Raw genomic sequence first — 23,148 nt, forward strand, 5'->3', positions numbered from 1 at the left:
GAACACCGCCAGGACCGCTTCCCGGTCCATCACAGTGTTCGCAAGCATGTTCGAATTCTATCGCGATCGACCGACCCCCGAACTGGTTATCCACAACCTGCACTTCATCCACAGGTCCAGCTACACAACGCAATTGGCGTTTGCGGCGTCGGTATAATGGCGGCGTTAACTAGCGGCGTCGACGGCCTCGAGGTCGCAGGCCTTTCACGTCTGGCAGCTGGGGCACCAGTACGTCACGCGATCGCCGCCGCTGTCTGACTCGATGAGCGTGCCGCACCGCCGGCACGGTGCGCCTGCGCGGCCGTACACCCACAGTTGGCGGCCGTTCCTGGTGTCGCCGGTCGTGGTCCGATTCCACCGAGACCGGTTGAGCCACAGCATGTCCCGTGCCCGCTGCACCACTCGGAGCGGGTCGTTCAGAGCGCTGACGGGGGTGGTGGGGCGACGGCCGAACACGAAGCAGAGCTCGTTGCAATAGACATTGCCCACGCCTGCCATCACCCGCTGATCGAGCAAGGTCTGAGCGAGTGCGCGGTCGGGGTCGGCCGTGAGATTGGTGGCCGCGATGCGCGGGTCCCAGTCGGTGCCCAGCAGGTCGGGGCCGAGGTGTGCGACGGCGTCCATGTCGCGGTCGCGGTCCAGCACTTCGAGAAGGCCGAGGTCGATTCCGGTGGCCCGGTTGTCGTTTGTTTCCAGCACAATTCGAATACGATGCGGTGCCCCGCTCCCGGTCCAGCCGATCCGCCAGCTGCCTTCCATCTTGAGATGTGAGTGGATGCTGGCAGTGCCGACCCGGATGAACAGATGCTTCCCCCGGCTGACGACTTCGTCGACGACGTCACCGCTCAGATCGACCGCGGCATACTGTGGCACACGGATATCGCAGCGGGTCAACGTCTTTCCGGCCAGCGCGTTGCGCAGTACCGCGGCGGTGTGAAAAACGGTGTCGCCTTCGGGCATCTCCTTATTGAACAGCTCTCCACACGCGGCATCAACATTCCGCGAGTTGATGGTTCCGCGAGTTGATGGGTGCGCGAGTGATGGGTGCGCGAGTGATGGGTGCGCGAGTTGATGGGTATGTGACGGAAATGATCCGACCCGTGCACCATCGGCGGATCGCCGTCGATTGTATTGATGTGTTCTATCGGGAAGCGGGCCGCCCGAGGCGCCCGTGGTGTTGTTGCCGCACGGCTATCCGTGTTCGTCCTATGCGTATCGCAACCTCATGGCGACGGTGGCCCACCGATGGTGGTTGGTAGCACCCGACATGCCTGGATTCGGTTACAGCGCAACCCCTTCGCCTGACGAGTTCGCTTACACTGGAAACGCACCTCGGTGAGGTCGTCCCACTCGTCGAGGATTTCCTCACCTCAGTCGAAGGCCTCGCGGGGTCCGGCTGAAACCGGCACCGGTCAGCGCGTCTTGCACGACGCTGCGTGCGTCGTCGGCGCCCGGGTCGAGCACAGCAGTCCCGTTGACCCGCTCCACAAGCAGTGACGGCACCCGGCCGGAGCCGACCAGATCGGCCAGGGCGGCCGCGGCCGCCCGTTGTGCATCGGCGTCGGAGCCGAAGCTGAGCAGCGACTTCCCGCCACGCTCCAGGAACCACACGAGCTGCCCGTCCACCAGCGCCACCAACGCGCCGGCCTTACGGCCGGGCCGATGACCGGATTCGCCGTCATCGGGCCAGCTCAGCGCGGCGCCATAGGGATTCGCGGGATCTGTGGCGGCGAGTACCACCGCGTGATACTCGGGCCGCTGCGGGTCGACACTGTCCAGATAAGACCGCAACCGGTCAACGGTCGACGCCGCGGCGAACTGCGCGCCACCGAGTGATTCGACGAAATATCCACGTTGACACCGTCCGGCGTCCTCGAATGCGCTGAGCACCTTGTAGAGGGTGGCGAAGCCGCCGGGCACGCCTTCGGCGTTGACCGCGCCCTTGGTGAGCACGCCATGTCGGCCGAGCAGCAGCTCGGCCTGGAAATGTGCGCGCACTGTCGAGTCGGGTTCTGGGCCGGGCAGTGCGGACCACCGCCCGGACACGGTCGGATCGGCGGCCCGGGCCTGCGGGCGGGCCACGCTGTAGCGGCTCAGCCGTGGCGGCCGTTGGCGCTGCCGGTGTGCGGGAGTGCCGGTGCGGCGCGGACCCGCCAGCACCGCGCGCACGGGAGCGAATGTGTCCCCGGTGACCCATCCGGCCCAGATGAGTTCCCACAGAGCGGTTTTGAGCTCATCTGCGGGCAGTCCGTCGGCGAGCTGGCGGAAGAAATAAGCTCCGCCGCCGCCCAAGGTTTCCATGATGGTGCGGTGGGTGTCGGTGAACTCGATCTCGGTGGGTGCGGCCAGCGTCAACGGCACGGTGTCGGCCTGATGGAACGCGATCCAGCCGTCACCACCACCGATCTGCCCGACGCCCGACCACGTGATCTCGCCGGAGGCCAGCAGCTCGTCGAGCATCGCAGGCTGGTAGTCGCGCACGCGCTGGCCGAACACCAGCGACTCCACGGCCGAAGCCGGTATGGGTACCCCGGCAAGCTGATCGATCACTGCGGCCAGCCCGTCGATACCGCTGCTGTGCGACGACCCGACATGCTGCCAGGACGGCAGGAACCGCGCGTAGGCCGCGGTGGACGCCGGTTCCACCTGGGCCCGCAGCGCCGCCAGCGACCGTCGGCGCAGGATCTTGAGCACCTCGGCGTCACACCACTGGTCGCCGGCCAGGTCCGCGACGAACTCGCCACGCACCATGCGGTGGTCCACCGCCATGCGGCCCAGCACATCAGCGGTGACCCGCAGGCCCAGCCCGAACCGCGCCGCCGCGTCGGCTGTGGTGAACGGCCCACGCGTGCGGGCGTAGCGACCGAGCAGATCGCCGAGCGGATCGGCGACCGATTCGGTGAACGCGGCGGGCACGCCGATCGGAACCGGCACCCCCACGCCGTCGCGCAGCAGGCCGATGTCTTCGACTGCCACCCACCACGTCTGACCGGCGAAGCTGACCGGCAGCGCCCGCTTGGCGGCGTGTAGACCGTCGAGCCAACCCCCGACGACCTCGGCCGTGCAGCGCTGGGCGATCTCTTCCTCCGTGAGCGGGCCGAGCAGCCGCAGCAGATCAGCCACGCCCTCGGCGTCGCGGGCGGCCCGCTCCGGGGTGAGGTGCTGCAGTTGGGCGGCGGTCGACGCGATCACTGCAGGGTCGAGCAGCTCCCGCAGCTCCACCCGACCCAGCAGCTCGGAGAGCAGGACCGTGTCCAGTGCCAGTGCCGCTGCCCGCCGTTCGGCCAGCGGGCTGTCGCCTTCGTACATGAATGCGCCGACGTAGCCGAACAACAACGACGCCGCGAACGGCGACGGCGTCGCGGTCTCCACATCGACCACGCGCAGCCGGCGCTGGGCGACCCTGCGCATCAGCTCGATCAACGCCGGCACATCGTAGACGTCCTGCAGGCATTCCCGGACTGCCTCGAGCACGATCGGGAAGTCCGGGTACTTGCGTGCGATGTCGAGCAATTGCGCGGCGCGCTGGCGCTGATGCCACAGCGGTGAGCGTTTCCCCGGGTGGCGCCGGGGCAGCAGCAGGGCTCGGGCGGCGCACTCCCGGAACCGGGAGGCGAACAGCGCCGAGCCGCCCACCTCGGCGGTGACGATCGATTCGATTTCGTCGGCTTCGAAGACGAAAAGGTCGGCCCCTGGCGGGTTTTCACCTCCGTCGGGCAATCGGACGATGATGCCGTCGTCCGATGCGGTGGGCTTCTCGTCGATGCCGTACCGCTCCCGCAGCCGTCGCCCGACCGCCAGTGCGAGCGGGCCGTGCACCCGCAGCCCGTACGGTGAATGCAGGATCACGCGCCAGTCGCCGAGTTCGTCGCGGAATCGCTCTACCAGCAGCGAGGTGTCGCTGGGAACGATACCGGTGGCCTCGCGCTGTTCACGCAACAGCTGGTGCAGATTGTCGGTTGCGTACCCGGCGAAACCCATTGCGAGGCAACGCTCATCGAACGTGGCGCGGTCCAGTGCGGCGAGTTCGCCGGTGAATGCACCGACTGCCGCTCCCAGTTCGGCGGGTCGGCCCACGCTGTCGCCGCGCCAGAACGGCAGCCGTGCGGGCTGTCCCGGCGCCGGGATGACCAGCACCCGGTCGTGGGTGATCTCGGTGATCCGCCAACTGGTGGCGCCCAACGAGATGACGTCGCCGGGCCGCGACTCGTAGACCATCTCCTCGTCGAGTTCGCCTACCCTGGACGGCTTTTCAGAGTCGGTGGCCAGGTACACGGTGAACAGCCCGCGGTCGGGGATGGCTCCGCCGGACGTCACCGCCAGCCGTTGCGCACCGGGGCGCGCGGTCAGTGTGCCGGTGTCGCGGTCGTAGACCAACCGCGGTCGCAGCTCAGCGAACTCGGTGGAGGGGTATTTGCCGGACAGCAGGTCCAACGTCGCCTCGAACGCGCTGCGCGGCAGCGTGGCGAACGGCGCGCTGCGACGCACCGCGTCGAACCAGCCCTCCACATCGAGCGGTTCGAGCGCCGACGCCGCCACGGTGTGCTGAGCGAGCACATCGAGCGGGTTGGCCGGCACCTTCATGGTCTCGATCTCGCCGGCCCGCATGCGCTGCACCGTCACCGCGCAGCCGATCAGGTCGGTGCGATGCTTGGGGAACAGCACGCCTTGGGAGATCTCGCCGACCTGGTGCCCGGCACGGCCGATGCGCTGCAGTCCGCTGGCCACCGAGGGGGGCGCCTCGACCTGGATGACCAGGTCCACGGCCCCCATGTCGATGCCGAGTTCCAGGCTCGAGGTGGCGACCACGGCACGCAGCCGGCCGCTCTTGAGGTCGTCTTCGACCTGGGCGCGCTGCTCCTTGCTGACCGACCCGTGGTGAGCCTTGGCCAAAAGCGCCGGTGCGCCGTTGGCCTGCCCGCTGGCCATCAGTTGGGCCGGGGCGCCGCCGCCCACTTGCGGGTTGCGGTCGAGGGTGAGCTCGATGCCGGCCCGCTCGGCGTGGATTTCGTTGAGCCGCGAGGTGAGTCGCTCGGCGAGGCGACGGGAATTGGCGAACACGATCGAGGACCGGTGCGCCTCGATGAGGTCGACGATGCGTTCCTCGACATCGGGCCAGATGCTGTTGTTGTCGAGATTGGCCATGTCGGGCACCGGGACCTGCACCGTCAGGTCGAATGTCTTGCTGGCCGGGGGAGCCACGACGGTGGTCGGTGCGGGCCCCGAGAGGAACCGGGCCACTTCCTCGGGCGGCCGAACCGTCGCCGACAGCCCGATCCGCTGCGCGGGCCTGTCCAGCAGCTGGTCGAGACGTTCCAGGGACAACGCCAGGTGTGCCCCGCGCTTGGTGGCCGCAACGGCGTGTACTTCGTCGACGATGACGGTCTGCACGGTGGCCAGCGTTTCCCGAGCGGCCGAGGTGAGCATCAGGAACAGCGACTCGGGCGTGGTGATCAGGATGTCGGGTGGTTTGGCGATCAGAGCGCGCCGCTGGTTGGGCGGGGTGTCTCCCGAGCGCAGGCCGACGCTGATGGAGGGCGCGGGGAGGCCCTGACGTTCGGCGACGCGGGTGATGCCGGTCAGCGGTGTGCGCAGGTTGCGCTCGACGTCGACGGCCAACGCCTTCAGCGGCGACACGTAGAGCACCCGCGTGCCCGTACCCGCGGCGCCCGCCTGCTGTTCGAAGGCCAACCGGTCGATCGCCCACAGAAACGCCGCCAACGTCTTGCCCGACCCCGTCGGCGCGATGACCAGGGTGTTGTCACCCTTGGCGATGGCCGCCCAGGCCTGCGCCTGCGCGGCCGTCGGCTCCGGGAACGCGGTCGCGAACCACTCCCGGGTCAGCGCGCTGAACCGGGCCAACGGATCGGGTGGAGCCATCCGTCCATACTGCCGCGTGGCACCGACAAGTGGCCGGAGCGTGATGCCGCTTCCGACGGCTAGCGACGCTCCGGAGCGGCGGCGCAGACGAGTTCGGAGGGCAGTCCGGGCACCCGGCGCACGGCGTCGAGTAGGGCGTGTGCGCACGTGTCGGCGACGAATCCGGCGTCGATCGACGGGTCGAGGAGGCGTTGGCGGCACATCTCGAACGTGAACGCCAGCCAGCCGTAGATGGTGGCCCGCAGGTCGCGCTCCAGCTTCGCGTCCAAGGGCTGAGACGCCGCCTCGGCGATGCGGCCCATGATCCGGTTGGCCTGCCGGTCATTGTCGATGTCGTCGATGCCCCGCAATACCGGATCGGCGCGTCCCATGCCCATGTAAGCGGCCCACGCTCCGTGCGGATGTTCCTCGTCGTACCGCAGATAGGCCATGACACCAGCGCGCAATTGGTCGAACAGGCTCTGGCCGGGTTCGGGCGGGGTGTCGGTGGCGGCGAACAGGCGCTCGCCCTCGGCGCGCACGACGGCGGCGAAGAACGCCCGTTTGTCGGGGAAGTAGTGATACATCAGCGCCCGCGACACGCCGGCGCGCTCGGCGATCTCGTCGATACGGACTTCGTCGTAGGGCCGCTGGCCGAACACCTCGGCTCCCAACGCCAACAGCTCACTGCGCCGATCGGCGGGGGAGAGACGTCGTCTCGCCTCGGCTCCCACCCGGCCAGCTTAACTTCACTTGCTACACCAGGGACACAAGGAAGGGGCCGGCGACGTCGCACAGCGACTGTTCACGCCGGCCCCCGGTGTGCGTGAGCGCAGGGCGCCCCACTCGGAGGCGGAGCGGGGGCGAGCGTTGGGTAGCCCACACATTCGCGGCGCGCCGTCGAGTCGGTTGCGCATTTCCCGAGTCGAATGTCAAGTCCGACAGACCCTTTCGGCGTAGAGCGGTGAGCACGCTGGGGCGAGCTTGCACGGTCTGTGCGGCGGGCAACTCCAGGTACGCCAGGGCTGAGAGTTCGTCGGTCATGAGGCGCATCCACTCGGCCTCCACAAACGCCGCCGCCTCATCGATCACGGCAGAAGGCTCGAACCCGACGGCTGTCGTCCCATTCATCTCGCACCCCCTCTCGCTCAGAAGCTCTGTGTCGCACAACGTGTTATGTGGTCACGGACTGCAACCCGACTGCGGTGCCGAGGTGGGCGCCGGTGCGCATCCCACGCGCCCACCCCGGCTCGATAACTGCCGCGCGGTCCACGTTGAACGGGCCACGATCAGTGGCGGTGCGTGCGCCTTGTGCGCGTCAGCCGCTGTCTTTTCGTCGCAATCGGTGTGGACGGCACGGCGTTACCGAAGATCTGTACTACTGCGGAACTGTCGATGTTTGATATCCGGGTATTGACGCATCACCTCCTCGCACTGACGTCGGGCATGGGATTGCAGGGCCACGGCCGGGGTCGGTGCCGGGCGACGGTGCCGCGGCCCTGGCGTTCTCAGGCGTTGATCGCCGTCTGTTGATCGTCGCGGCTGATCGCGATGCGTCGTGGCTTCGCCTTTTCGGCGACGGGAATGGTCAACCGCAGGACGCCGTCGCGGTAACCCGCCTCGATCTTGTCCACGTCGAGACTCTCGCCGAGGAACACTTGGCGGCTGAAGACGCCCCGCGGTCGCTCGGCGCTGAGCATCTCCCGGTTTTCATCAACATCGGGGCGCTCAGCGCGCACGGTCAGCACATCGCGTTCGACGTCGAGATGCAGCGAGTTCGCCTGTACCCCTGGTAGATCGAATTCGATGATGAACCGGTCGCCGTCTCGCCAGGCGTCCATCGGCATGATCGCGGGCCGGGCGGCGGTGCCCAATGCCTGCTGGGTCAGTCGATCCAGTTCGCGGAATGGATCTGTGCGCATCAACATCATGGTTCACCTCCCAGTGGTGGAAGATAATCTATGTAAGTCGATATAGCTTTGTGATACCACTCCAAGCATGTGTGCGCAAGGGTCTGCGGAGGAATTTTCTGGCGGCGCTCGTCAGATCTGGTGACAAGTCCACACATTTCGCGGCGTCACAGGCTTGGAAAACCTATAGCTGAGCGCATAGCCTTGTCGTATCGACGGTTCCGCCTTTGCTGGGAGGGACATCGGGTGAGGAGGTTTGGTGGTTGAGAACGCCAGACAGGGCGTGACCGGGGAGCACAGGGCGTCGCGGTCGGCGCGCGGCGTCTACGGCATCTCGGTTGCTGCCGAGCTGTCAGGGATCGGACCGCAGACACTGCGCCTGTACGAACGCTCCGGGCTGCTCAGCCCAGCACGCACCGCCGGGGGAACCCGCCGTTACAGCGACGACGACATCGAGCAGTTGCGGCGGATCACCGAGCTCGTCGAGCAGGGCGTCAACCTGGCAGGCATTGCCCAGATCCTGCACCTGCAGGACAAGAACAGCCAACTGAAGTCCGACAACAGCAAGCTTGAAGCGCGCAACGCGGCGCTCGAAGCAGAACAGCCATCTCGGCTGCAGCAGGACGAGACGGCGCACCACCGCAGGCGCCGCGGCCCCGGACGCAATTCCGATATCTCGAAGCACCCCGCCCGGTAGGCCGACGTCGCCGCAGGCGTCAACCGAATTGGCCTCGGCCGCACCGCGTTTCCCGGTGCTCCCGCTGTTCGGCCCTGATGCTGCGGGAGCCCGCCGCGGCGGCAGGCAGGGGCAGACATTGCCGCCGCGAGGGATGGGTGCTTAGCATGGAAACAGCTCCTCGACAGGCCCACACATGCAATGGTTCACCGCACCCGAATACTGGTTGGCCAGACAGGTGTTGCAGCGGGGGATCGCGGCGATCTACCTGATCGCGTTCGTCGCGGCCGCTCGGCAATTCCGTGCGCTCATCGGTGAGCGGGGCATGCTGCCGGTGCCCCGATACCTGGCCCGCACCCCGTTCCGCGCCGCGCCGAGCATCTTCCAACTCCATTACTCAGACCGGTTTTTCGCGCTGGCCTGCTGGGTAGGGGCGCTGTTGTCGGCAGCGCTTCTCGCCGGTGGCGGCGATCTGGCGCCGTTGTGGGCGGGCATGCTGGTGTGGTTGCTGATCTGGGTGCTCTATCTGTCGATCGTGAACGTCGGGCAGACGTGGTACTCGTTCGGCTGGGAGTCGCTCCTCCTCGAAGCCGGGTTTCTGGTGATGTTCCTGGGCAACGACGACATCGCACCTCCGGTGCTGGTGCTGTGGCTGGCGCGGTGGCTGGTGTTCCGGGTCGAGTTCGGTGCCGGCCTGATCAAGATTCGCGGTGACAGCTGCTGGCGCACACTGACCTGCCTGTACTACCACCATGAGACGCAACCCATTCCGGGTCCGCTCAGCTGGTACTTTCACCACCTGCCCAAACCGCTGCACCGCATCGAAGCCGCGGGCAACCATGTCGCGCAGCTGGTGGTGCCGTTCCTGCTTTTCGCGCCGCAGCCGGTGGCGGCGGCCGCCGGGGTCGTCGTGGTAGTGACCCAGTTATGGCTCGTGCTGTCCGGGAACTTCGCCTGGCTCAACTGGGTGACGATCGTTTTGGCGTGCAGTGCCATTCCCGATCGCTTCGTGGGGGTCGCATCGCCCTCGCTGCCCGATCCGCCGGTCTGGTTCGTCTGTGTAGTCGTCGCATTCACCGCGGCGGTGGTCGTCCTCAGTTACCGCCCGGTGCGCAATCTGCTGTCACACCGACAGCGAATGAACGCCTCCTTCAACCGATATCACTTGGTGAACACCTACGGGGCGTTCGGCGTCGTCGGCCGCACCCGCGACGAGGTGGTGATCGAAGGCACCGCTGACACCCGGCTCACCGAGCACACGGTGTGGCTGGAATACGAATTCAAGGGCAAGCCGGGCGATGTGCATCGCCGCCCACCACAGATCGCGCCGTACCATCTGCGCCTGGACTGGTTGATGTGGTTCGTCGCGATATCGCCGGCGTATGCCAGAGATTGGCTGCCCGCCTTCCTGCGGCTGCTGCTGGACAACGATGCCGAAACCGTTCGCCTGTTGCGGCGCAATCCGTTTCCCGATTCGGCACCGCAGTATGTGCGTGCCCGGCTCTACCGGTACCGCTTCAGTAGTTGGCACGAGTTGCGGCACGAGCACATCTGGTGGCATCGCACGCTGCTCGGTGAATACATCCCGCCTGTCGCGCGCCGCGCCCCACACGGCCAGACCACGGGCGGATGAGCGCGCGTCACAAGAGGCTCACGACCAGATCAGCAGGTCCTGTCCGGCGCTGTGGTAGACCACGCTGGTCGGTGGTGGGCCAGCGACATCGAAATACACCGTCCCCGTTGCCGAGCCGCCCTGACCCAGCGGGGACGGCGCCAACGCGGGCGGGCTGGGCGCCCCGTCCAGCGCAGGGTAGTCGTGCCCGTCGTCGGTGCGCGCGGAGAAGTTCGACACGACCGGGGTGGTCGCGCCATGAACCGCGGTCACCGTTGCGACCGCCTTCCACAGCTGGCCGGTCACCGGGACTGGCATCGGGTCGTCGCTCGGTGCAAGGTCGCCGACCCTCCACTGCGTGGCCACCGTCGCGTCGGTGGTGCACAGGGGTTGCTCACTGCCGAGCGTGCTCATGGTCGGGTAGGCGGACGCAGGGGCCGGGGTGAACACCCCCGCGACTGTCGTGGCCAGCGTTTCCGCTGCGGTCATGGCCGCCTTGCGTAGATCCATGAGGTTGCCTCCTCCTGCCGCTGTGGCGGCTCCCCGCTGTGGGTCGCGTGCTGCCACTTGCGCTACCCACTATCGGCGTCGGCTAACCTTCGGCGCCTACGTCTCGCGCAGTGTCCGCTGGTAGCGACGCATACCCGAGATCCACCGGTCGTAGTCACTGCCCTTGTGGCGGTACATGTCCAGCACTTCCGGGTGCGGTAGCACCAGGAACCGGTCGGCGCGAATGGCGTCCACGGTGGCGCCAGCCACCTGATCGGGCGTGATCACCGCACCGGACCGCACCACGGCTTCGGCGCTGGCGTGGGTGTCGGGATCGGATGCCGCGCGGACCGCGTTGAGCAGCGGGGTGTCCACCCCGAGCGGGCAGACACAGCTCACTCCGACGCCGTCGTCTCCGTAGGTGATGGCCAGCCATTCGGCGAACCCGACGGCCGCGTGCTTGGTGACGCTGTAGCCGGCGGCGCCGATCTGCGACAGCAGCCCGGCCGCCGAGGCCACGGAGACGAAGTAGCCCCTGCCGCGGGATACCCACTGGGGCACAACGATGTTCGCAGCCCGGATGTGCGCACGCAGATTGACGTCGAGGATGATGTCCCAATCCGCGTCGCCGCCAAGCCCTGGTGCACCCATGATTCCGGCGTTGGCGACGTAGATGTCGACCGGCCCGAACTCACTTTCGGCCAGGCTGACCAGGTTCTCGATGTCGGCGGTGGCCGCGGCGTCGGCTCGGGCCGCCCGCGCCGCACCGCCGGAACCGGTGATGAGCTCTGCGGTCTCGACGGCGCCCGGATGGTCGATGTCGGCGACCACCACGCGGGCACCTGCTGCGCTCAGCGCTTGTGCCAACGCCCGTCCGATGCCAGAGCCGGCGCCGGTGACTATCGCTACCCCGTCTTCGATGTGCATCCCATCTGCTTACCGGACTTTCTGCCGGAATGGGTTATCTGCCGGGATCTCGACCAGGTCACGCAGTGACCATCCGGCCAACACCACGACGATCACCTCGGAGACGAGGCTGATCAGCGCGTGCGGAGCCGGTTGCAGGCCGTACTCGACGAAACCGAACAGGCCCGTGGAGCGGGACAGCCCGAACGCACCGATAGCGCCGACCGCACCGACCAGGGCGGCCAGCCGCAGCCAGGCCGGTCCGCCCACCGCGATCAGGACCGCCAGCGCCCCGAAAACCGATGACAGGACGAGAAACCCGGGTCCGATGGCGGGAATGTGTTGGTACCCGTGCAAGTACAGATAGGCGTGGCTGGCCGCGCTGGCCAGCAGCGCGGCGGCGATCCCGAGGTTGACTGCAACTTTGGCGACGACATTATCCAATTTCATTGCAGCTTCTCCTCTTTGAGCGCCAGCGCGGTGTTGCCCTTGGTGTAGGTGACCTCTCGAATTCCCAGGGCGTCCTGCAGCTTGCCTGCGGGCAATGTCAGCGGTTTGGGTGCCGGGCCGTCGCCGGGATGCGGCAGCGGATACGCCGTGGTGGTCCCGCTGTAGAACGTCACGTTGCCCTCGGTCTTCGAGAACAGTTGGTGGACATGGCCGTTGAGACAGGTTACCGACGAGAACCGGCGCAGGTAGCTCAGCGCCTGGGTCGCGTCGTCGGTGCCCCAGCCCCACTCGGGGTACATCGCGAACAACGGGATGTGGCTGAACACCACGATCGGGGTATCAGCCGACAACGAGGCGACGTCCTTCTCGACGAACTCGAGCTGGTCGGGTCCGAGATGGCCGAGCTTCTTGAGGTTGAGCGTGTTGACCAGACCGATGACATGCACGCCCGCGACATCGAAGCTGTACCAGCCGTCGCCGCGAGTGCCCGCTCCGAACACCGACCGGTATTTCTGGCCGGCGTCGTCGACGGAGTCGTGCTCCCCGGGCACGGTGAAGACATGCGGCGTCTTGAGGCCCTGCATCATCTGTTTGACCTGATCGAACTGCGCAGGCGTGGCCAGATGCGTCAGGTCGCCGGTGTGGATGACGAAATCCGGTGTGTAGCCGAGCCCGTTGATCTGGTCGATGGCCCGGCCGAACGAGCCGGCGACGTCGGTGTTGGCACTGCCGGTGAACCCGATGTGGCTGTCGCTGACTTGAGCGAAGCGCAGCGTCGGCCGCGCGATGTTGGCCGTGGGCGCGGCGGCGGCATGTGAGAGCACCTCACCGCCGACGACGGCGAGCCCGACCGCGGCGCCGAACCAGGCGCCGTGCCGGATCAGCTGCCGTCGGGTCATGCCCTGCGGGTCCGTGTTCGTGTCCTGCTGGTTGTTCATGGCGTCACCACCACCGTGCCGTGCATGAACGGGTGGATGCCGCAGATGTAGTCATAATTGCCTGCGTTCGTGAAGGTGTATGTGTAGGTGCCATTGGCGTCCATGCCGGGGGAGTGGAATGAGCCATCGTTGGCGGCGATGGTGTGCGGCTCCTCGTCGTGGTTGGTCCACGTCACGCTGTCGCCGCGGTGCACCGTCAGGGTGGCCGGCACGAATGCGAAGTTGTTGATGCTCACCGCCGTACCCGACACCGGTGCTGCCGGCGTGTCTGCCGGTGTTCCCGCGGGTGCCGCGGGCGCCTGCGGATTCATCGGTGCCATGCCCTGCATCGGGGCCATCCCGACCGAGGTGCCCCCGTTGGGTCCGAAGTTCACCGTCGGCGGTGCCGACGGCTGGGGCGCCGATGGCGTATTCGAGCACGCCGCCAGTGCGGCCGCCGTCATCACCGCAGCGGCGACGACGGCGCTTGTTCGGGATCGTCGGAACATGACGGAACCTCCGGTTGGAAAGCGGTGCAGAACGGTCACCACGAGATAGCGGGCCGGGTTACACCGCGGGTGGCGCGGTTGTTTTCCGCTCGCAGAGACTGCGCCGGGTGGATGCTTGAGGGGTGTGGTGCGCGGTCGTGTGTAACCCGCCGTCCTACCTAGGTGTGCGGAGCTACCGCACGACGAAAGGCAGGAGGCCGGTGACGGCGCAGAAATCGGTGCAGGGGCACCTGGAGAAGCTCGATGTCGGCCCAACGTGACCGGCCCGAGCTGCGGCTGGTGCCGGAGGCGTGTTATCCGAGCTGGGAAGCGGTGTATGACGACAACGTGACGTGGGTGTACCGGATGCTGTACGCCCGGCTGGGCAGCCGGGCCGACGCCGAGGACCTCACCTCAGAAGTGTTCCTGGCCGCGTTGCGACCGTTGCGGTTGTCGGCGAGCGTTGCCGAAGTCCGGTCGTATCTGCGCGCCACTGCCAGGACCGTCCTGGCGGCGCATTGGCGGGCCACCATGGGCCGGGAGATCACCGTCATCGACGACATCCCTGCGCTGGAAGCGTCCCCGGACGACGAGACGGTCAGCACAGCGCCGCAACGCGTGGCCAGCGTCCTGGCCCAACTGCCCCCGCAGTATCGGAGGGTGCTGGAATTGCGGTTCCTGCAGGGGCGCTCGGTCCGGGAGTCGGCGAACGACATGGGGGTCAGTGTCGCCAATGCGAAAGTCTTGCAACACCGCGCGCTGCGGCTGGCAGCTCAGATCAACGAGGGAGGGACACCGTGACCAGGCGCGGGGTACGCAAATACGTCGACGATCTACTCGCGGGCCGTCGACCGGAATCCTTCCCTGCCGACGACTTCGAAGCCGCGCAGATCCGTACCGCGATCGAGTTGCGGGCCGCCCGGCCCGGGGCCGACGAGCCCCGGCCAGAGTTCGTGGGCGACCTCAAGAACCGTATCGCCCAACAGCTGTCCCGCGAGCAGGCGGATGAACAGGCGCCGGCTGGTCAGGGTCCGTCGGCCACGCGTCGCCAGGTCATCATCGGTACCGCCGCGGCGGCCACCGCTGCCGTCGCCGCCGTGTCCATCGACCACGTGGTGAGCGATAGGACTGCCCCGGCCGAGCCTCACGAGGCTGAGAGCTCCGAGCTCGTTCCCAACGACGGCGCTTGGCTGCCGGTGGCGAAAAGTGCAGAGCTGAACGAGGGGTCGGTTCTGCCGTTCGATCTGGGGACCGTGTCGGGATTCGTGCGCCGGGCCGCCGGGGGCCGCGTAGAGGCGGTGTCAGGGGTGTGCACGCACCAGGGATGCAAGTTGTGGTTCGACGACTCGGCCGACAGCCTGCGGTGCCCGTGCCACGTCACCTCGTTCTCGCCGGCCGGGCAGGTGCTCACCCACCAGCTGCCGATCGCTCCTAAACCGTTGCCGCACTTTGAAGTTCGTGAACACGACGGAATCATCGAAGTGCTTGCACCGCAACCGCCGGCCCAGCCTGCGTGAGAACGGTGTAACCGCCGCGCATATCGATCTGTTGAGGGACATAGGTAGGAGGTCCGGAGATGAACAGATCGATATGCGCAACGGCTGCAGCGGTATTCGCTGCCATCGAGCTGGCAGGCGCGGCCGCAGCCGCACCGACCGGAGGCATGAAAGCACCGGATGTGGTGCGGGACTTGACCGAAGCCGGCTACTCCGTGCAGGTCAACGGCGCCAACGGGGTACCGCTGTCGCAGTGCACGGTGACCGGGGTGCACGGCGTGCCCTCCGGTACCCAGGCCGCCGCGATGCAATTCACCACCGTCTACGTCGACGTGGAGTGCGAGCCCGAAGGCTGACCGCGCGTCAGCCGAAGTGCACGCCCTGAGCCAAGGGCAGTTCCGACGAGTAGTTGACGGTGTTGGTGGCGCGACGCATGTACGCCTTCCAGGCGTCCGACCCGGATTCCCGGCCGCCACCGGTCTGCTTCTCGCCTCCGAACGCGCCACCGATCTCGGCGCCCGACGTGCCGATGTTCACGTTGGCGATACCGCAGTCGGATCCGTCGGCGGCCAGGAAGCGCTCCGCCTCACGCACGTCTGTGGTGAAGATCGCCGATGAAAGGCCTTGCGGCACCTCATTGTTCAGGGCGATCGCATCGTCGAGCGAATCGTAGGTCAGCACGTAGAGGATCGGCGCGAACGTTTCGTTGTGCACCACGGCCGTCTGGGCGGGCATGCGCACCACTGCGGGCGCCACGTAGAACGCGGCTTCATGACCCATGTCGTGGCGCTCGCCACCGAACACCTCACCGCCGTCGGCGCGGGCCTGGTCCAGCGCACCCACCATGTCGCGGTAGGCGCGCGCGTGGATGAGTGGGCCCACGAGTGTGCCGTCGGCTCCCGGTGCACCGATCGGCAGACTCCGGTAGGCCGCGACGATCCGCGACACCAATTCGTCGGCGACGCTTCTGTGCGCGATCAGCCTGCGCAGGGTCGTGCAGCGCTGTCCGGCGGTGCCCGCGGCGGAGAAGACGATGGCGCGTACCGCCAGATCGAGATCGGCTGACGGCGTGACCACCGCCGCGTTGTTGCCACCGAGCTCCAGCAGCACCTTGCCGAACCGGGCCGCCACGCGCGGGCCGACCTCCTGGCCCATCCGCACCGAGCCGGTTGCGCTGAGCAGCGCCACCCGCGGGTCGTCGACGAGGCGTTCGCCGAGCTCGCGGCCGCCGAGCACCAGCCGGCTCACCGACGTCGGGGCCCCGACTTCGGCAGCGGCCCGTTCGATCAGGGCTTGGCAGGCGATGGCGGTCAGTGGGGTCAGCTCGGAAGGCTTCCACACGACGGTGTCGCCGCACACCAGCGCGACGGCGGTGTTCCATGCCCACACCGCGACGGGAAAGTTGAAGGCGGTGATGACGCCGACGACGCCGAGTGGGTGCCAGGTCTCCATGAGGCGGTGGCCCGGGCGCTCGGAGGCGATGGTGCGCCCGTAGAGCTGCCGGGACAGTCCGACGGCGAACTGGCAGATGTCGATCATCTCCTGCACTTCGCCGAGGGCTTCCGAGGTGATCTTGCCTGCTTCTATGGTGACCAGCGCCGCCAGTGCGGCTTTGTGCTCGACGAGCAGTTCGCCGAGCCGAGCCACGAGCGCGCCGCGGACCGGTGCGGGTGTGGTTCGCCACGTCGAAAAGGCCTGTGCAGCTTGAGCTATGGCTACGTCGACGTGTTCGGAGGTGTCCTCGGCGATGGTGAACAGTACATCCCCGGTGATCGGGGTACTGGCGGGCAAGCCGGCCGGATGGACTCCGGGCGGGCCCAACGTGACCGTTGCGCCGATGGATTCGAAGGCCTGACGCACCTGAAGACGCAGGTCGTCGGCGGTGGGCAATTGGGTGCGTTCGGTCGTGGTCATCGTGCGCCTTTCTGATCTGCCCGGAATTGGATCGGGGTCAAGGGGTTACAGTTCGGGCCATGGGCGAACCGGACGAACAACCTCTGGATGGGATCGACCGGATCCTGGTTCGTGAGCTCGTGGCCGACGGCCGGGCCACGCTGGCGCATCTGGCCTCGGTCGCCGGGCTGTCGGTGTCGGCGGTGCAGGCGCGGGTCCGCCGGCTGGAGGCCCGCGGTGTGGTGACCGGGTACTCGGTGCGGCTCAACCCCGAGGCGCTGGGCAACATGCTCTCAGCGTTCGTGGCCATCACCCCTCTCGATCCCTCTCAACCTGATGATGCGCCCGCCCGCTTGGAGAGCATCCCCGAAATCGAATCGTGCCACTCGGTCGCCGGTGAGGAGAGCTACATCCTGCAGGTGCGAGTCGCGTCAGCGCGGGCGCTGGAGGACTTGTTGCAGCGGATCAGGACGGCGGCCAACGTCCGCACCCGGAGTACCGTAATCCTGCAGACATTTTACACCGGCAGAAACTACATTCCGTAACTATTCCGGTTGTCAACCCGCTCAGACGTAAAAATCGCGCTAAAATGGCGCTATGACTGCCGTGTTGACATCGATCACGCCCGATCGTGTGCGCGAAGTGCTCGCTCGCAGCATCCTCACCGACGGCTACGACTTCGTGCTCGACCTTGACCGATCGGCGGGTTCGTATCTGGTGGACGCCACCACCGGCGAGCGTTACCTCGACATGTTCACGTTCTTCGCGTCGTCTGCGCTGGGGATGAACCATCCGGCTCTGGCCGGCGACGCGACGTTCCGCGCCGAGTTGCTGCAGGCTGCGTTGAACAAGCCGAGCAACTCCGACATCTACAGCATCCCGATGGCACGCTTCGTCGACACTTTCCGCCGGGTTCTCGGCGACCCGGCCCTGCCGCATCTGTTCTTCGTCGACGGTGGCGCGCTGGCCGTCGAGAACGCACTCAAGGTGGCGTTCGACTGGAAGAGCAGGCACAACGAGGCACGCGGTATCGATCCGGCATTGGGCGGCAAGGTGTTACACCTGCGCGGGGCTTTCCACGGGCGCAGTGGTTACACGTTGTCACTGACCAACACCGATCCGAACAAGGTCGCCCGCTTCCCGAAGTTCGACTGGCCGCGCATCGACGCGCCCTACCTCAGGCCGGGCGCAGACATGGACGAGCTGGAAGCCGAATCGTTGCGTCAAGCCAGGGCGGCGTTCGAGGCGGCTCCGCACGACATCGCCTGCTTCTTGGCCGAGCCGATTCAAGGCGAGGGCGGGGACCGGCACTTCCGACCGCAGTTCTTCGCCGCGATGCGAGAGCTGTGCGACGAGTTCGACGCCCTGCTGATATTCGACGAGGTGCAGACGGGGTGCGGGATCACCGGGACCGCTTGGGCCTACCAGCAATTGGGCGTGACGCCCGACGTCGTGGCGTTCGGTAAGAAGACGCAGGTGTGTGGCGTCATGGCGGGCGGCCGCGCACGTGAGGAGCGAATGAAGACCCGCGTGGACGAGGTGGCCGACAACGTGTTCGCCGTGAGTTCGCGGATCAACTCCACGTGGGGCGGCAACCTGGCCGACATGGTCCGCTCGCGGCGCATTCTTGAGGTCATCGAGGGCGACGGGCTGCTCGAGCGCGCCGCGTCGACCGGCCGGTATCTGCTGGGCCGGTTGCATGAGCTGGCACACGATTTCCCGCAGCTCGTGCTCGATCCTCGCGGGCGCGGGCTGATGTGCGCGTTCAGCCTCCCGACACCCGCAGACCGGGATGCGCTGATCGGTCGACTGTGGGACCGGCGCATCATCATGCTGCCCAGCGGCAGCCACAGTGTGCGGTTCCGGCCCGCGTTGACGGTGTCACGCAGCGACATCGACGCCGCTGTGGATGAAGTGCGCGCAGCGATCTCGTAGAGACGTCAGTTCGAGCAGAAGCCCGCGACCTGAGGACCGACCGGCTATTGCACGGTCGCCCGGCGGATCACCGATTTCAGTCTGGGAAGGTCGGCACCACCCACCAGTTCGCAGCCGTGTAGCTCGGCCAGTTTGCGTGCCGCCGGGGTGAAATCGTGATTGGTCACCACCATCGTCTTGGCGCAGTCCTGCATCGGTGCCCCCGCGACCACCTCCTGAACAGCACCCGCACCGACCGGGCGGGACTGCCGTTTGCATTGAACGGCAAGCCGATTGGGCCGGTGTCCGATGATCAGATCGACGCCCCAGTCTCCGCTGAGAGGCGTCATGATGACCGGCACACCGCAGGATCTGGCGACGCGCGCCACGTAGTCCTCGAACTCCAGTCCGCTCATCTCGGTGGTCGTGTCCTCGCGTTTGCCCGGAGTGCTCGCGCCTGCCACGGCGGCGATCACGAAGCGAGGCGCGACGGCGAGTGCGAGCGGCAGGCCCACTCCTGCCCCAATGCTCACGCCCGGGCTGACGCCGTACATATGGAGCGCGGCCGCGCACGCCAACCCTGCCGCCAGATAGAGCTTGAACCTCAGCCGCCTCACGCCACGGAACGCTAGTTGCGGGCACCGACAGATCGACGTCGTTCAGGTCGGCCGGTCAACGGGTAATTTCGTCGTATGGCGGATGACCCGGATCCGGTTGGCGTCGAGTCGCCCATCGAGCATGCGCTCGCAGGCGGCGAACCGCAGCGTGTCGGCTGGTTCCGTTTCTATTTCGCCGATGAACGCTGGGAGTGGTCGCCGCAGGTCGAGCGGATGCACGGTTACACACCTGGCACGGCACAGCCGACGACCGAGCTGGTGCTGTCGCACAAGCATCCCGAGGACTACGGGCAGGTGGCTGCAACGCTCGACCAGATCCGCCGGACCGGGGGCGCGTTCAGCACGCGGCACCGGATCGTCGATACCGAAGGCAACGTCCACTTCGTCGTCGTCGTGGGAGATCAATTGTTCGACGACGAGGGCTCTGTCGTCGGCACTCACGGCTTCTACGTCGACGTCACCAAGTCGATCGCGGCGGCGCAGGAACGGCTGGTCACCGAGACGGTGGCCGAGCTCGCCGAAGCCCGCGGCGCCATCGAGCAGGCCAAGGGCATGTTGATGGTGTTGTACCGGATCGACGCCGATGCCGCGTTCGAGCTGTTGAAATGGCGATCGCAGGAGACCAACACCAAGCTGCGCGTGTTGTCCGAACAGATCGCGTACGACTTTCTCCATCTCGACTACAGCGAGACGTTTCCCAACCGCATCATCTTCGACCGGCTTCTGCTCACCGCGCACCTACGGGTCGATCGCGAGGTTTAGCCCGGCACTTTTCCGGGAAGTAGCTTCGGCGACATGTGCGCGGGCATCGCGCGGACATCCGGGAGGCGATATGGCGATTTGCGCCACCTGCGGCAACGACTACGACAAGGCGTTCACCGTCAGCTGGAACGGCCTGACCGAGACGTTTGACAGCCTCGAATGCGCGGCCGTCCGGGTGGCGCCGGAGTGCGCGGCGTGCGGATGCCGAATCCTGGGCCACGGCGTCGAGGCGTCGGGAATCATGTACTGCTGCGCGCACTGTGCGCGGCAGTCGGGGCATCCGACAATGGTGGACCGGCAGAGCGCGATCGGCGACTGAGATGCTCAACGATTCGGCTCATTTCCCGCCGCGCGGTCTCCGTAACGACACCGACGCGCACGCCGCCGTGCGGTTCGGCCTTGCGGCAGCGGGCGCCGGGGCGGCGTTGCTGATCGCAGCGGCCGCATGGATCAGTACGTGTGCCGGCGCGACGGCCGGCGGTCTGGCATGTGGCGCACCTGAGCGTTCCGTGGTGGCTTTGGCCGCACCCGCAGTGCTGGTGGCCGCAGGCATGCGGGCGTTCGCGCGGGCTTACCAGTCGTCGCGACGCGGCGAGAATTGGCGCAGTTGGCAGTGCGCCGCCTTGACGTTGATGGCACTGACGTTGCTGGCGCTCACCCTGGCGCTGTCCATGCTGGCCAGGGCTGCGTGACTCGCGCATCACACGAAAAATGGCTTGCCCCAATGACGATGGCCCAGCCGTACCGGCTGGGCCATCGTCGCACTGCTCGCACAGCTAGGGCCGCTGGTGGGCCTGCTCACGCTCTTCGGCTGCCTTGGCGCCTGCGCGGGCGGACTCGGCCTGTGCCTCCTTCTTGGCGGCATCCTGCTGGGCATCGGCCTTGTCCTGCTGGGCCTTACCCTCGCGGACCATGTCGTCACGACCAGTTACTGTGCCGATCGCTTCCTTTGCCTTGCCCTTGGCGTCTTCGACGACACCCTTGACTGCTTCCTCGGGACCTGAATTCTTCTCGGTCATACTTACCTTTCCGCTACTGGAGTGGATTGGTCACTGCACGCGCCGTTGCGTGCACGGCCCGTATTCCCGGTTGCCCCCGCGATCAAACGTGCGCGGCTGCGGCGGTCACAGTGTTTATCACCCGGTCTATCTGGGTCATCGGCGTTTGCGGTGGGCTGCGCGCGGGTACCGGAGGGAGGGCCACGCGAAAGGAATGTGATGACAGCTTTTGCCCTCGACGGTGTGTATCCACCCCAGGAGGATTCCCAGCTGCTGATCGACGTGCTCGCCGGTGGCACTTCGCTCGAGGGGTGCAGCGTCGTTGATCTCGGCACAGGCAGCGGAGTGGTAGCGGTGGCGGCAGCCCAGCTGGGCGCGCGGTCGGTCACCGCATTCGACATCTGTCCGAACGCCGTACGCTGCGCCCGCGGGAATGCGTTGGCCGCGGGCGTGAATATCCATGTCCGGCTGGGCTCTTGGACTCAGGCCCTGGAATGCGAACCGTTCGATCTTGTCGTGTGCAATCCGCCCTACGTCCCGTCCGGAGCCGAGGCCGACACCGGTTCGATTCCGCCGTGGGCCGGCCCGATGGCCGCGTGGGATGGCGGAGAGGACGGCCGCCTGGTCTTGGATCCACTGTGCGCGACAGTGCCGCAGATGCTGAGCGACGACGGGTCCCTGCTGCTGGTCCAATCCGAGTTCTCGGACATCGGCAAGTCGGTGACGCTGCTGCGTGAAGCCGGTCTCAAAACGAAAATAGTTGCAGTGCAGTCTATTCCGTTTGGACCAGTGCTGTCGGCGCATGCGGCGGAGTTGGAAGCATCCGGCCGGCTCACCGCGGGCCGCCGCCACGAACTGTTGGCGGTCATCAGAGCGGACAAGCGATGAGCGAGTTACGGACAGTGCGGGTGGTCGCAGGCGGACCGATCTTGGTCGAGGGGCCGGTCAAGATCGAGACGCCTGACGGCCGCACCGTCGAGTCCTCCCGGTTCATGGTCGCGATCTGCGCGTGCCGACGGTCGAAGAACTATCCGCTGTGTGACACCAGCCACCGCAAGGCGCGACGCTCAGTCGAGCGGCCGAAGTAGCGAAGTGCTCCCGCACGTCCAGGTTTTCATCATCCAGTAGGCGAGGCGGTCCTCGACGACTTCCCAGGCGCGGATCCCGAACACCACGTCATCGGCCAGTTCCGGTTCACTGCACAGAAGGTTGTTGATCACGTCGGTGCGCACCACCTGCTCGTGGACAGCGTCGGCTTCCACATGCTCGCGGTAGAACTTGATGCATGCCTCGGGTGCCTTCATCCGCTTCAACGCGGACACCATTCGCTGTGAGCCCGGCGACGAAGTGATCTCTGTCGCCGCGAAATGTCCGACTGCCGCACCCCGCAACCGCCGGTGCAGGCCGAACAGTGACATGAGGTTCACCGCTGTCAAGGCCTCGGCAGGCACGGCGCCCAGATAGAACAGATAGCTGCTGTCCAAGTCCGCGGCCGCCATCAGATCGGCGAACAACTGTTGGTGCACTTGGCTTCCCGAACCGGCTCCGAACTCATCGAATTCGACGGCCACGAATGAGGCCTTTGCCTGCCCGCCCAGTCGCGGGATCAACCAGGCGTGCGGGTCACCCTCCTTGAGGTGGTACACCGACCGGTGCACGAAGTACTCGCGCATCTGCTGCCAGGTCCCGTGATCACGCAGATAGAAGCTGGGGCCGGTGCCGTCCGCCGGTTCGGTCGACAGTCGGTCCATCTCGGTCGCCGGCGTGGCGTCCGCCTCGATCATGCCGACCTCGCGGCGAATCGCCCCGAGGAAGGCGTGCTCCATACGCGAACGAAGATGCAGCAGACCGGCGTTCCACTCCCAGGCCGGGTCGACACCGGCGAAATCTCGATAGTGCAGTTCGTAGCACACGTAGAGCGCCAGTTGAAGATCCAGCCCCAATGGGTCGGAGTCGTGCAGCCGTGCTTCGACCGGTTGGAGGTGGGTATGCGGTGCGCACTCAGCGAGCAGTTCGATGACCGCGGCCGAAACGGGTCCGCGAGCGTCGGGCAGCTTGGGCTTTGCGCCAATGGGCAGTGTTGTCATATCGCCGGGTGTATTCCCTGCAGGGGTCGCGTCAAAACGTCGGTGGGATAGCCGAGCCCGCGACGGGGTATCAC

At 66.8% G+C, this 23,148-nt stretch carries 27 protein-coding genes; 13 read left to right on the forward strand and 14 right to left on the reverse strand.

Annotated features, from left to right (window positions below; all coding sequences use genetic code 11):
* Positions 1-204 precede the first annotated feature (204 nt).
* Positions 205-960, reverse strand: a complete 756-nt coding sequence (gene nei2 / locus A5784_RS14965; protein WP_064945700.1) for an endonuclease VIII Nei2 — start codon at positions 958-960, stop codon at positions 205-207.
* A gap of 265 nt (positions 961-1,225) precedes the next feature.
* Here nei2 and A5784_RS39185 point away from each other — a divergent pair, with 265 nt between their 5' ends.
* Positions 1,226-1,339, forward strand: a complete 114-nt coding sequence (locus A5784_RS39185) for a hypothetical protein (protein WP_232006048.1) — start codon at positions 1,226-1,228, stop codon at positions 1,337-1,339.
* A 26-nt stretch (positions 1,340-1,365) separates the two neighbouring features.
* On the opposite strand, the gene A5784_RS14970 is transcribed toward A5784_RS39185, so the two are convergent.
* From A5784_RS14970 to A5784_RS14985, 4 genes are all read right to left on the reverse strand, one after another.
* Positions 1,366-5,880 carry an ATP-dependent helicase gene (locus A5784_RS14970; RefSeq protein ID WP_064945701.1) on the reverse strand — a complete coding sequence of 1,505 codons (4,515 nt, stop codon included), beginning with the start codon at positions 5,878-5,880 and terminating at the stop codon, positions 1,366-1,368.
* 59 nt (positions 5,881-5,939) lie between these two features.
* Complete coding sequence (locus A5784_RS14975; protein WP_064945702.1) at positions 5,940-6,593, reverse strand: TetR/AcrR family transcriptional regulator; 654 nt, start codon at positions 6,591-6,593, stop codon at positions 5,940-5,942.
* A 22-nt stretch (positions 6,594-6,615) separates the two neighbouring features.
* Positions 6,616-6,990, reverse strand: a complete 375-nt coding sequence (locus tag A5784_RS14980; protein ID WP_064945703.1) for a hypothetical protein — start codon at positions 6,988-6,990, stop codon at positions 6,616-6,618.
* 377 nt (positions 6,991-7,367) lie between these two features.
* On the reverse strand, positions 7,368-7,790 hold the full coding sequence (locus A5784_RS14985) for an Hsp20/alpha crystallin family protein (protein ID WP_286159432.1): 423 nt from the start codon (positions 7,788-7,790) through the stop codon (positions 7,368-7,370).
* Between the two features lie 262 nt (positions 7,791-8,052).
* Here A5784_RS14985 and A5784_RS14990 point away from each other — a divergent pair, with 262 nt between their 5' ends.
* A complete protein-coding gene (locus A5784_RS14990; RefSeq protein WP_064945704.1) occupies positions 8,053-8,466 on the forward strand; it encodes a heat shock protein transcriptional repressor HspR in 414 nt (137 codons plus the stop codon).
* 175 nt (positions 8,467-8,641) lie between these two features.
* A complete protein-coding gene (locus tag A5784_RS14995; RefSeq protein ID WP_064945705.1) occupies positions 8,642-10,078 on the forward strand; it encodes a lipase maturation factor family protein in 1,437 nt (478 codons plus the stop codon).
* 18 nt (positions 10,079-10,096) lie between these two features.
* Here the strand turns inward: A5784_RS14995 and A5784_RS15000 are convergent, their stop codons facing one another.
* From A5784_RS15000 to A5784_RS15020, 5 genes are all read right to left on the reverse strand, one after another.
* Positions 10,097-10,567 (reverse strand): DUF1942 domain-containing protein, encoded by a 471-nt coding sequence (locus A5784_RS15000; RefSeq protein ID WP_064945706.1) that lies wholly within the window; start codon positions 10,565-10,567, stop codon positions 10,097-10,099.
* A 96-nt stretch (positions 10,568-10,663) separates the two neighbouring features.
* On the reverse strand, positions 10,664-11,473 hold the full coding sequence (locus tag A5784_RS15005; protein ID WP_064945707.1) for an SDR family oxidoreductase: 810 nt from the start codon (positions 11,471-11,473) through the stop codon (positions 10,664-10,666).
* Positions 11,474-11,482: 9 nt separating this feature from the next.
* Positions 11,483-11,902, reverse strand: coding sequence for a hypothetical protein (locus tag A5784_RS15010; RefSeq protein WP_064945708.1), 420 nt, complete (start codon positions 11,900-11,902; stop codon positions 11,483-11,485).
* Positions 11,899-12,840 (reverse strand): metallophosphoesterase family protein, encoded by a 942-nt coding sequence (locus A5784_RS15015; protein WP_064945709.1) that lies wholly within the window; start codon positions 12,838-12,840, stop codon positions 11,899-11,901. The genes A5784_RS15010 and A5784_RS15015 overlap by 4 nt, the downstream gene beginning before the upstream one ends.
* A complete protein-coding gene (locus A5784_RS15020) occupies positions 12,837-13,328 on the reverse strand; it encodes a cupredoxin domain-containing protein (protein WP_064945710.1) in 492 nt (163 codons plus the stop codon). Before A5784_RS15020 ends, A5784_RS15015 begins: the two co-directional genes overlap by 4 nt.
* A 243-nt stretch (positions 13,329-13,571) precedes the next feature.
* Between A5784_RS15020 and A5784_RS15025 the strand changes: the two genes are divergently transcribed.
* The 3 genes from A5784_RS15025 to A5784_RS15035 are packed head-to-tail and all read left to right on the forward strand — an operon-like array spanning position 13,572 to position 15,159.
* Complete coding sequence (locus A5784_RS15025) at positions 13,572-14,108, forward strand: RNA polymerase sigma factor (protein ID WP_064945711.1); 537 nt, start codon at positions 13,572-13,574, stop codon at positions 14,106-14,108.
* A complete protein-coding gene (locus A5784_RS15030) occupies positions 14,105-14,824 on the forward strand; it encodes a QcrA and Rieske domain-containing protein (protein ID WP_064945712.1) in 720 nt (239 codons plus the stop codon). The genes A5784_RS15025 and A5784_RS15030 overlap by 4 nt, the downstream gene beginning before the upstream one ends.
* A gap of 59 nt (positions 14,825-14,883) precedes the next feature.
* Positions 14,884-15,159 carry a hypothetical protein gene (locus tag A5784_RS15035; protein ID WP_064945713.1) on the forward strand — a complete coding sequence of 92 codons (276 nt, stop codon included), beginning with the start codon at positions 14,884-14,886 and terminating at the stop codon, positions 15,157-15,159.
* Positions 15,160-15,166: 7 nt separating this feature from the next.
* Here the strand turns inward: A5784_RS15035 and amaB are convergent, their stop codons facing one another.
* Entirely contained in the window at positions 15,167-16,717 is a 1,551-nt protein-coding gene (gene amaB / locus A5784_RS15040; protein WP_064945714.1) for an L-piperidine-6-carboxylate dehydrogenase, read from the reverse strand.
* 59 nt (positions 16,718-16,776) lie between these two features.
* Between amaB and A5784_RS15045 the strand changes: the two genes are divergently transcribed.
* Together A5784_RS15045 and lat are read left to right on the forward strand one after the other, a co-directional pair.
* Positions 16,777-17,241, forward strand: coding sequence for an Lrp/AsnC family transcriptional regulator (locus tag A5784_RS15045; RefSeq protein WP_064945715.1), 465 nt, complete (start codon positions 16,777-16,779; stop codon positions 17,239-17,241).
* Between the two features lie 52 nt (positions 17,242-17,293).
* Positions 17,294-18,631: an L-lysine 6-transaminase gene (gene lat / locus A5784_RS15050; protein ID WP_064945716.1), complete on the forward strand. Its 1,338-nt coding sequence runs from the start codon at positions 17,294-17,296 to the stop codon at positions 18,629-18,631.
* Between the two features lie 44 nt (positions 18,632-18,675).
* Here lat and A5784_RS15055 read toward each other — a convergent pair whose 3' ends face one another.
* Positions 18,676-19,227 (reverse strand): restriction endonuclease, encoded by a 552-nt coding sequence (locus A5784_RS15055; protein ID WP_197514755.1) that lies wholly within the window; start codon positions 19,225-19,227, stop codon positions 18,676-18,678.
* 75 nt (positions 19,228-19,302) lie between these two features.
* Between A5784_RS15055 and A5784_RS15060 the strand changes: the two genes are divergently transcribed.
* The 3 genes from A5784_RS15060 (at position 19,303) to A5784_RS15070 (ending at position 20,681) form a co-directional block, all read left to right on the forward strand.
* The gene (locus A5784_RS15060; protein WP_064945717.1) at positions 19,303-19,989 is read left to right on the forward strand and encodes a PAS and ANTAR domain-containing protein; all 687 of its coding nucleotides are present in this window, start codon (positions 19,303-19,305) and stop codon (positions 19,987-19,989) included.
* 70 nt (positions 19,990-20,059) lie between these two features.
* Positions 20,060-20,308, forward strand: coding sequence for a metallothionein (locus A5784_RS15065; protein ID WP_064945718.1), 249 nt, complete (start codon positions 20,060-20,062; stop codon positions 20,306-20,308).
* Between the two features lies 1 nt (position 20,309).
* Positions 20,310-20,681, forward strand: a complete 372-nt coding sequence (locus A5784_RS15070; protein WP_064945719.1) for a hypothetical protein — start codon at positions 20,310-20,312, stop codon at positions 20,679-20,681.
* Positions 20,682-20,765: 84 nt separating this feature from the next.
* Here the strand turns inward: A5784_RS15070 and mbp1 are convergent, their stop codons facing one another.
* On the reverse strand, positions 20,766-21,008 hold the full coding sequence (mbp1, locus tag A5784_RS15075; RefSeq protein ID WP_064945720.1) for a microaggregate-binding protein 1: 243 nt from the start codon (positions 21,006-21,008) through the stop codon (positions 20,766-20,768).
* Between the two features lie 198 nt (positions 21,009-21,206).
* Here mbp1 and A5784_RS15080 point away from each other — a divergent pair, with 198 nt between their 5' ends.
* Together A5784_RS15080 and A5784_RS15085 are read left to right on the forward strand one after the other, a co-directional pair.
* Positions 21,207-21,875, forward strand: a complete 669-nt coding sequence (locus tag A5784_RS15080; protein ID WP_064945721.1) for a HemK2/MTQ2 family protein methyltransferase — start codon at positions 21,207-21,209, stop codon at positions 21,873-21,875.
* Positions 21,872-22,075 (forward strand): CDGSH iron-sulfur domain-containing protein, encoded by a 204-nt coding sequence (locus tag A5784_RS15085; RefSeq protein ID WP_064945722.1) that lies wholly within the window; start codon positions 21,872-21,874, stop codon positions 22,073-22,075. The genes A5784_RS15080 and A5784_RS15085 overlap by 4 nt, the downstream gene beginning before the upstream one ends.
* Here the strand turns inward: A5784_RS15085 and A5784_RS15090 are convergent.
* Positions 22,055-23,074 (reverse strand): iron-containing redox enzyme family protein, encoded by a 1,020-nt coding sequence (locus A5784_RS15090; RefSeq protein WP_064945723.1) that lies wholly within the window; start codon positions 23,072-23,074, stop codon positions 22,055-22,057. The two genes, A5784_RS15085 and A5784_RS15090, sit on opposite strands and share 21 nt — an antisense overlap.
* Positions 23,075-23,148 lie beyond the last annotated feature (74 nt).

It is taken from the genome of Mycobacterium sp. 852013-50091_SCH5140682, assembly GCF_001665685.1.
In the GTDB taxonomy this organism is placed as follows: Bacteria; Actinomycetota; Actinomycetes; order Mycobacteriales; family Mycobacteriaceae; genus Mycobacterium.

Excerpts from the sequence above, each read along its gene's own strand:
- A5784_RS15035 (WP_064945713.1), top strand. The coding sequence starts at position 14,884 with ATGAACAGATCGATATGCGCAACGGCTGCAGCGGTATTCGCTGCCATC.
- A5784_RS39185 (WP_232006048.1), top strand. The coding sequence starts at position 1,226 with ATGGCGACGGTGGCCCACCGATGGTGGTTGGTAGCACCCGACATGCCT.
- A5784_RS14985 (WP_286159432.1), bottom strand. The coding sequence starts at position 7,790 with ATGATGTTGATGCGCACAGATCCATTCCGCGAACTGGATCGACTGACC.
- mbp1 (WP_064945720.1), bottom strand. The coding sequence starts at position 21,008 with ATGACCGAGAAGAATTCAGGTCCCGAGGAAGCAGTCAAGGGTGTCGTC.
- A5784_RS15025 (WP_064945711.1), top strand. The coding sequence starts at position 13,572 with ATGTCGGCCCAACGTGACCGGCCCGAGCTGCGGCTGGTGCCGGAGGCG.
- A5784_RS15005 (WP_064945707.1), bottom strand. The coding sequence starts at position 11,473 with ATGCACATCGAAGACGGGGTAGCGATAGTCACCGGCGCCGGCTCTGGC.
- A5784_RS14980 (WP_064945703.1), bottom strand. The coding sequence starts at position 6,990 with ATGAATGGGACGACAGCCGTCGGGTTCGAGCCTTCTGCCGTGATCGAT.
- A5784_RS15060 (WP_064945717.1), top strand. The coding sequence starts at position 19,303 with ATGGCGGATGACCCGGATCCGGTTGGCGTCGAGTCGCCCATCGAGCAT.
- A5784_RS15020 (WP_064945710.1), bottom strand. The coding sequence starts at position 13,328 with ATGTTCCGACGATCCCGAACAAGCGCCGTCGTCGCCGCTGCGGTGATG.
- A5784_RS14970 (WP_064945701.1), bottom strand. The coding sequence starts at position 5,880 with ATGGCTCCACCCGATCCGTTGGCCCGGTTCAGCGCGCTGACCCGGGAG.
- nei2 (WP_064945700.1), bottom strand. The coding sequence starts at position 960 with ATGCCCGAAGGCGACACCGTTTTTCACACCGCCGCGGTACTGCGCAAC.
- A5784_RS15010 (WP_064945708.1), bottom strand. The coding sequence starts at position 11,902 with ATGAAATTGGATAATGTCGTCGCCAAAGTTGCAGTCAACCTCGGGATC.
- A5784_RS15045 (WP_064945715.1), top strand. The coding sequence starts at position 16,777 with ATGGGCGAACCGGACGAACAACCTCTGGATGGGATCGACCGGATCCTG.
- A5784_RS15085 (WP_064945722.1), top strand. The coding sequence starts at position 21,872 with ATGAGCGAGTTACGGACAGTGCGGGTGGTCGCAGGCGGACCGATCTTG.
- A5784_RS14995 (WP_064945705.1), top strand. The coding sequence starts at position 8,642 with ATGCAATGGTTCACCGCACCCGAATACTGGTTGGCCAGACAGGTGTTG.
- A5784_RS15000 (WP_064945706.1), bottom strand. The coding sequence starts at position 10,567 with ATGGATCTACGCAAGGCGGCCATGACCGCAGCGGAAACGCTGGCCACG.
- A5784_RS15070 (WP_064945719.1), top strand. The coding sequence starts at position 20,310 with ATGCTCAACGATTCGGCTCATTTCCCGCCGCGCGGTCTCCGTAACGAC.
- amaB (WP_064945714.1), bottom strand. The coding sequence starts at position 16,717 with ATGACCACGACCGAACGCACCCAATTGCCCACCGCCGACGACCTGCGT.
- lat (WP_064945716.1), top strand. The coding sequence starts at position 17,294 with ATGACTGCCGTGTTGACATCGATCACGCCCGATCGTGTGCGCGAAGTG.
- A5784_RS15080 (WP_064945721.1), top strand. The coding sequence starts at position 21,207 with ATGACAGCTTTTGCCCTCGACGGTGTGTATCCACCCCAGGAGGATTCC.
- A5784_RS15015 (WP_064945709.1), bottom strand. The coding sequence starts at position 12,840 with ATGAACAACCAGCAGGACACGAACACGGACCCGCAGGGCATGACCCGA.
- A5784_RS15090 (WP_064945723.1), bottom strand. The coding sequence starts at position 23,074 with ATGACAACACTGCCCATTGGCGCAAAGCCCAAGCTGCCCGACGCTCGC.
- A5784_RS15065 (WP_064945718.1), top strand. The coding sequence starts at position 20,060 with ATGGCGATTTGCGCCACCTGCGGCAACGACTACGACAAGGCGTTCACC.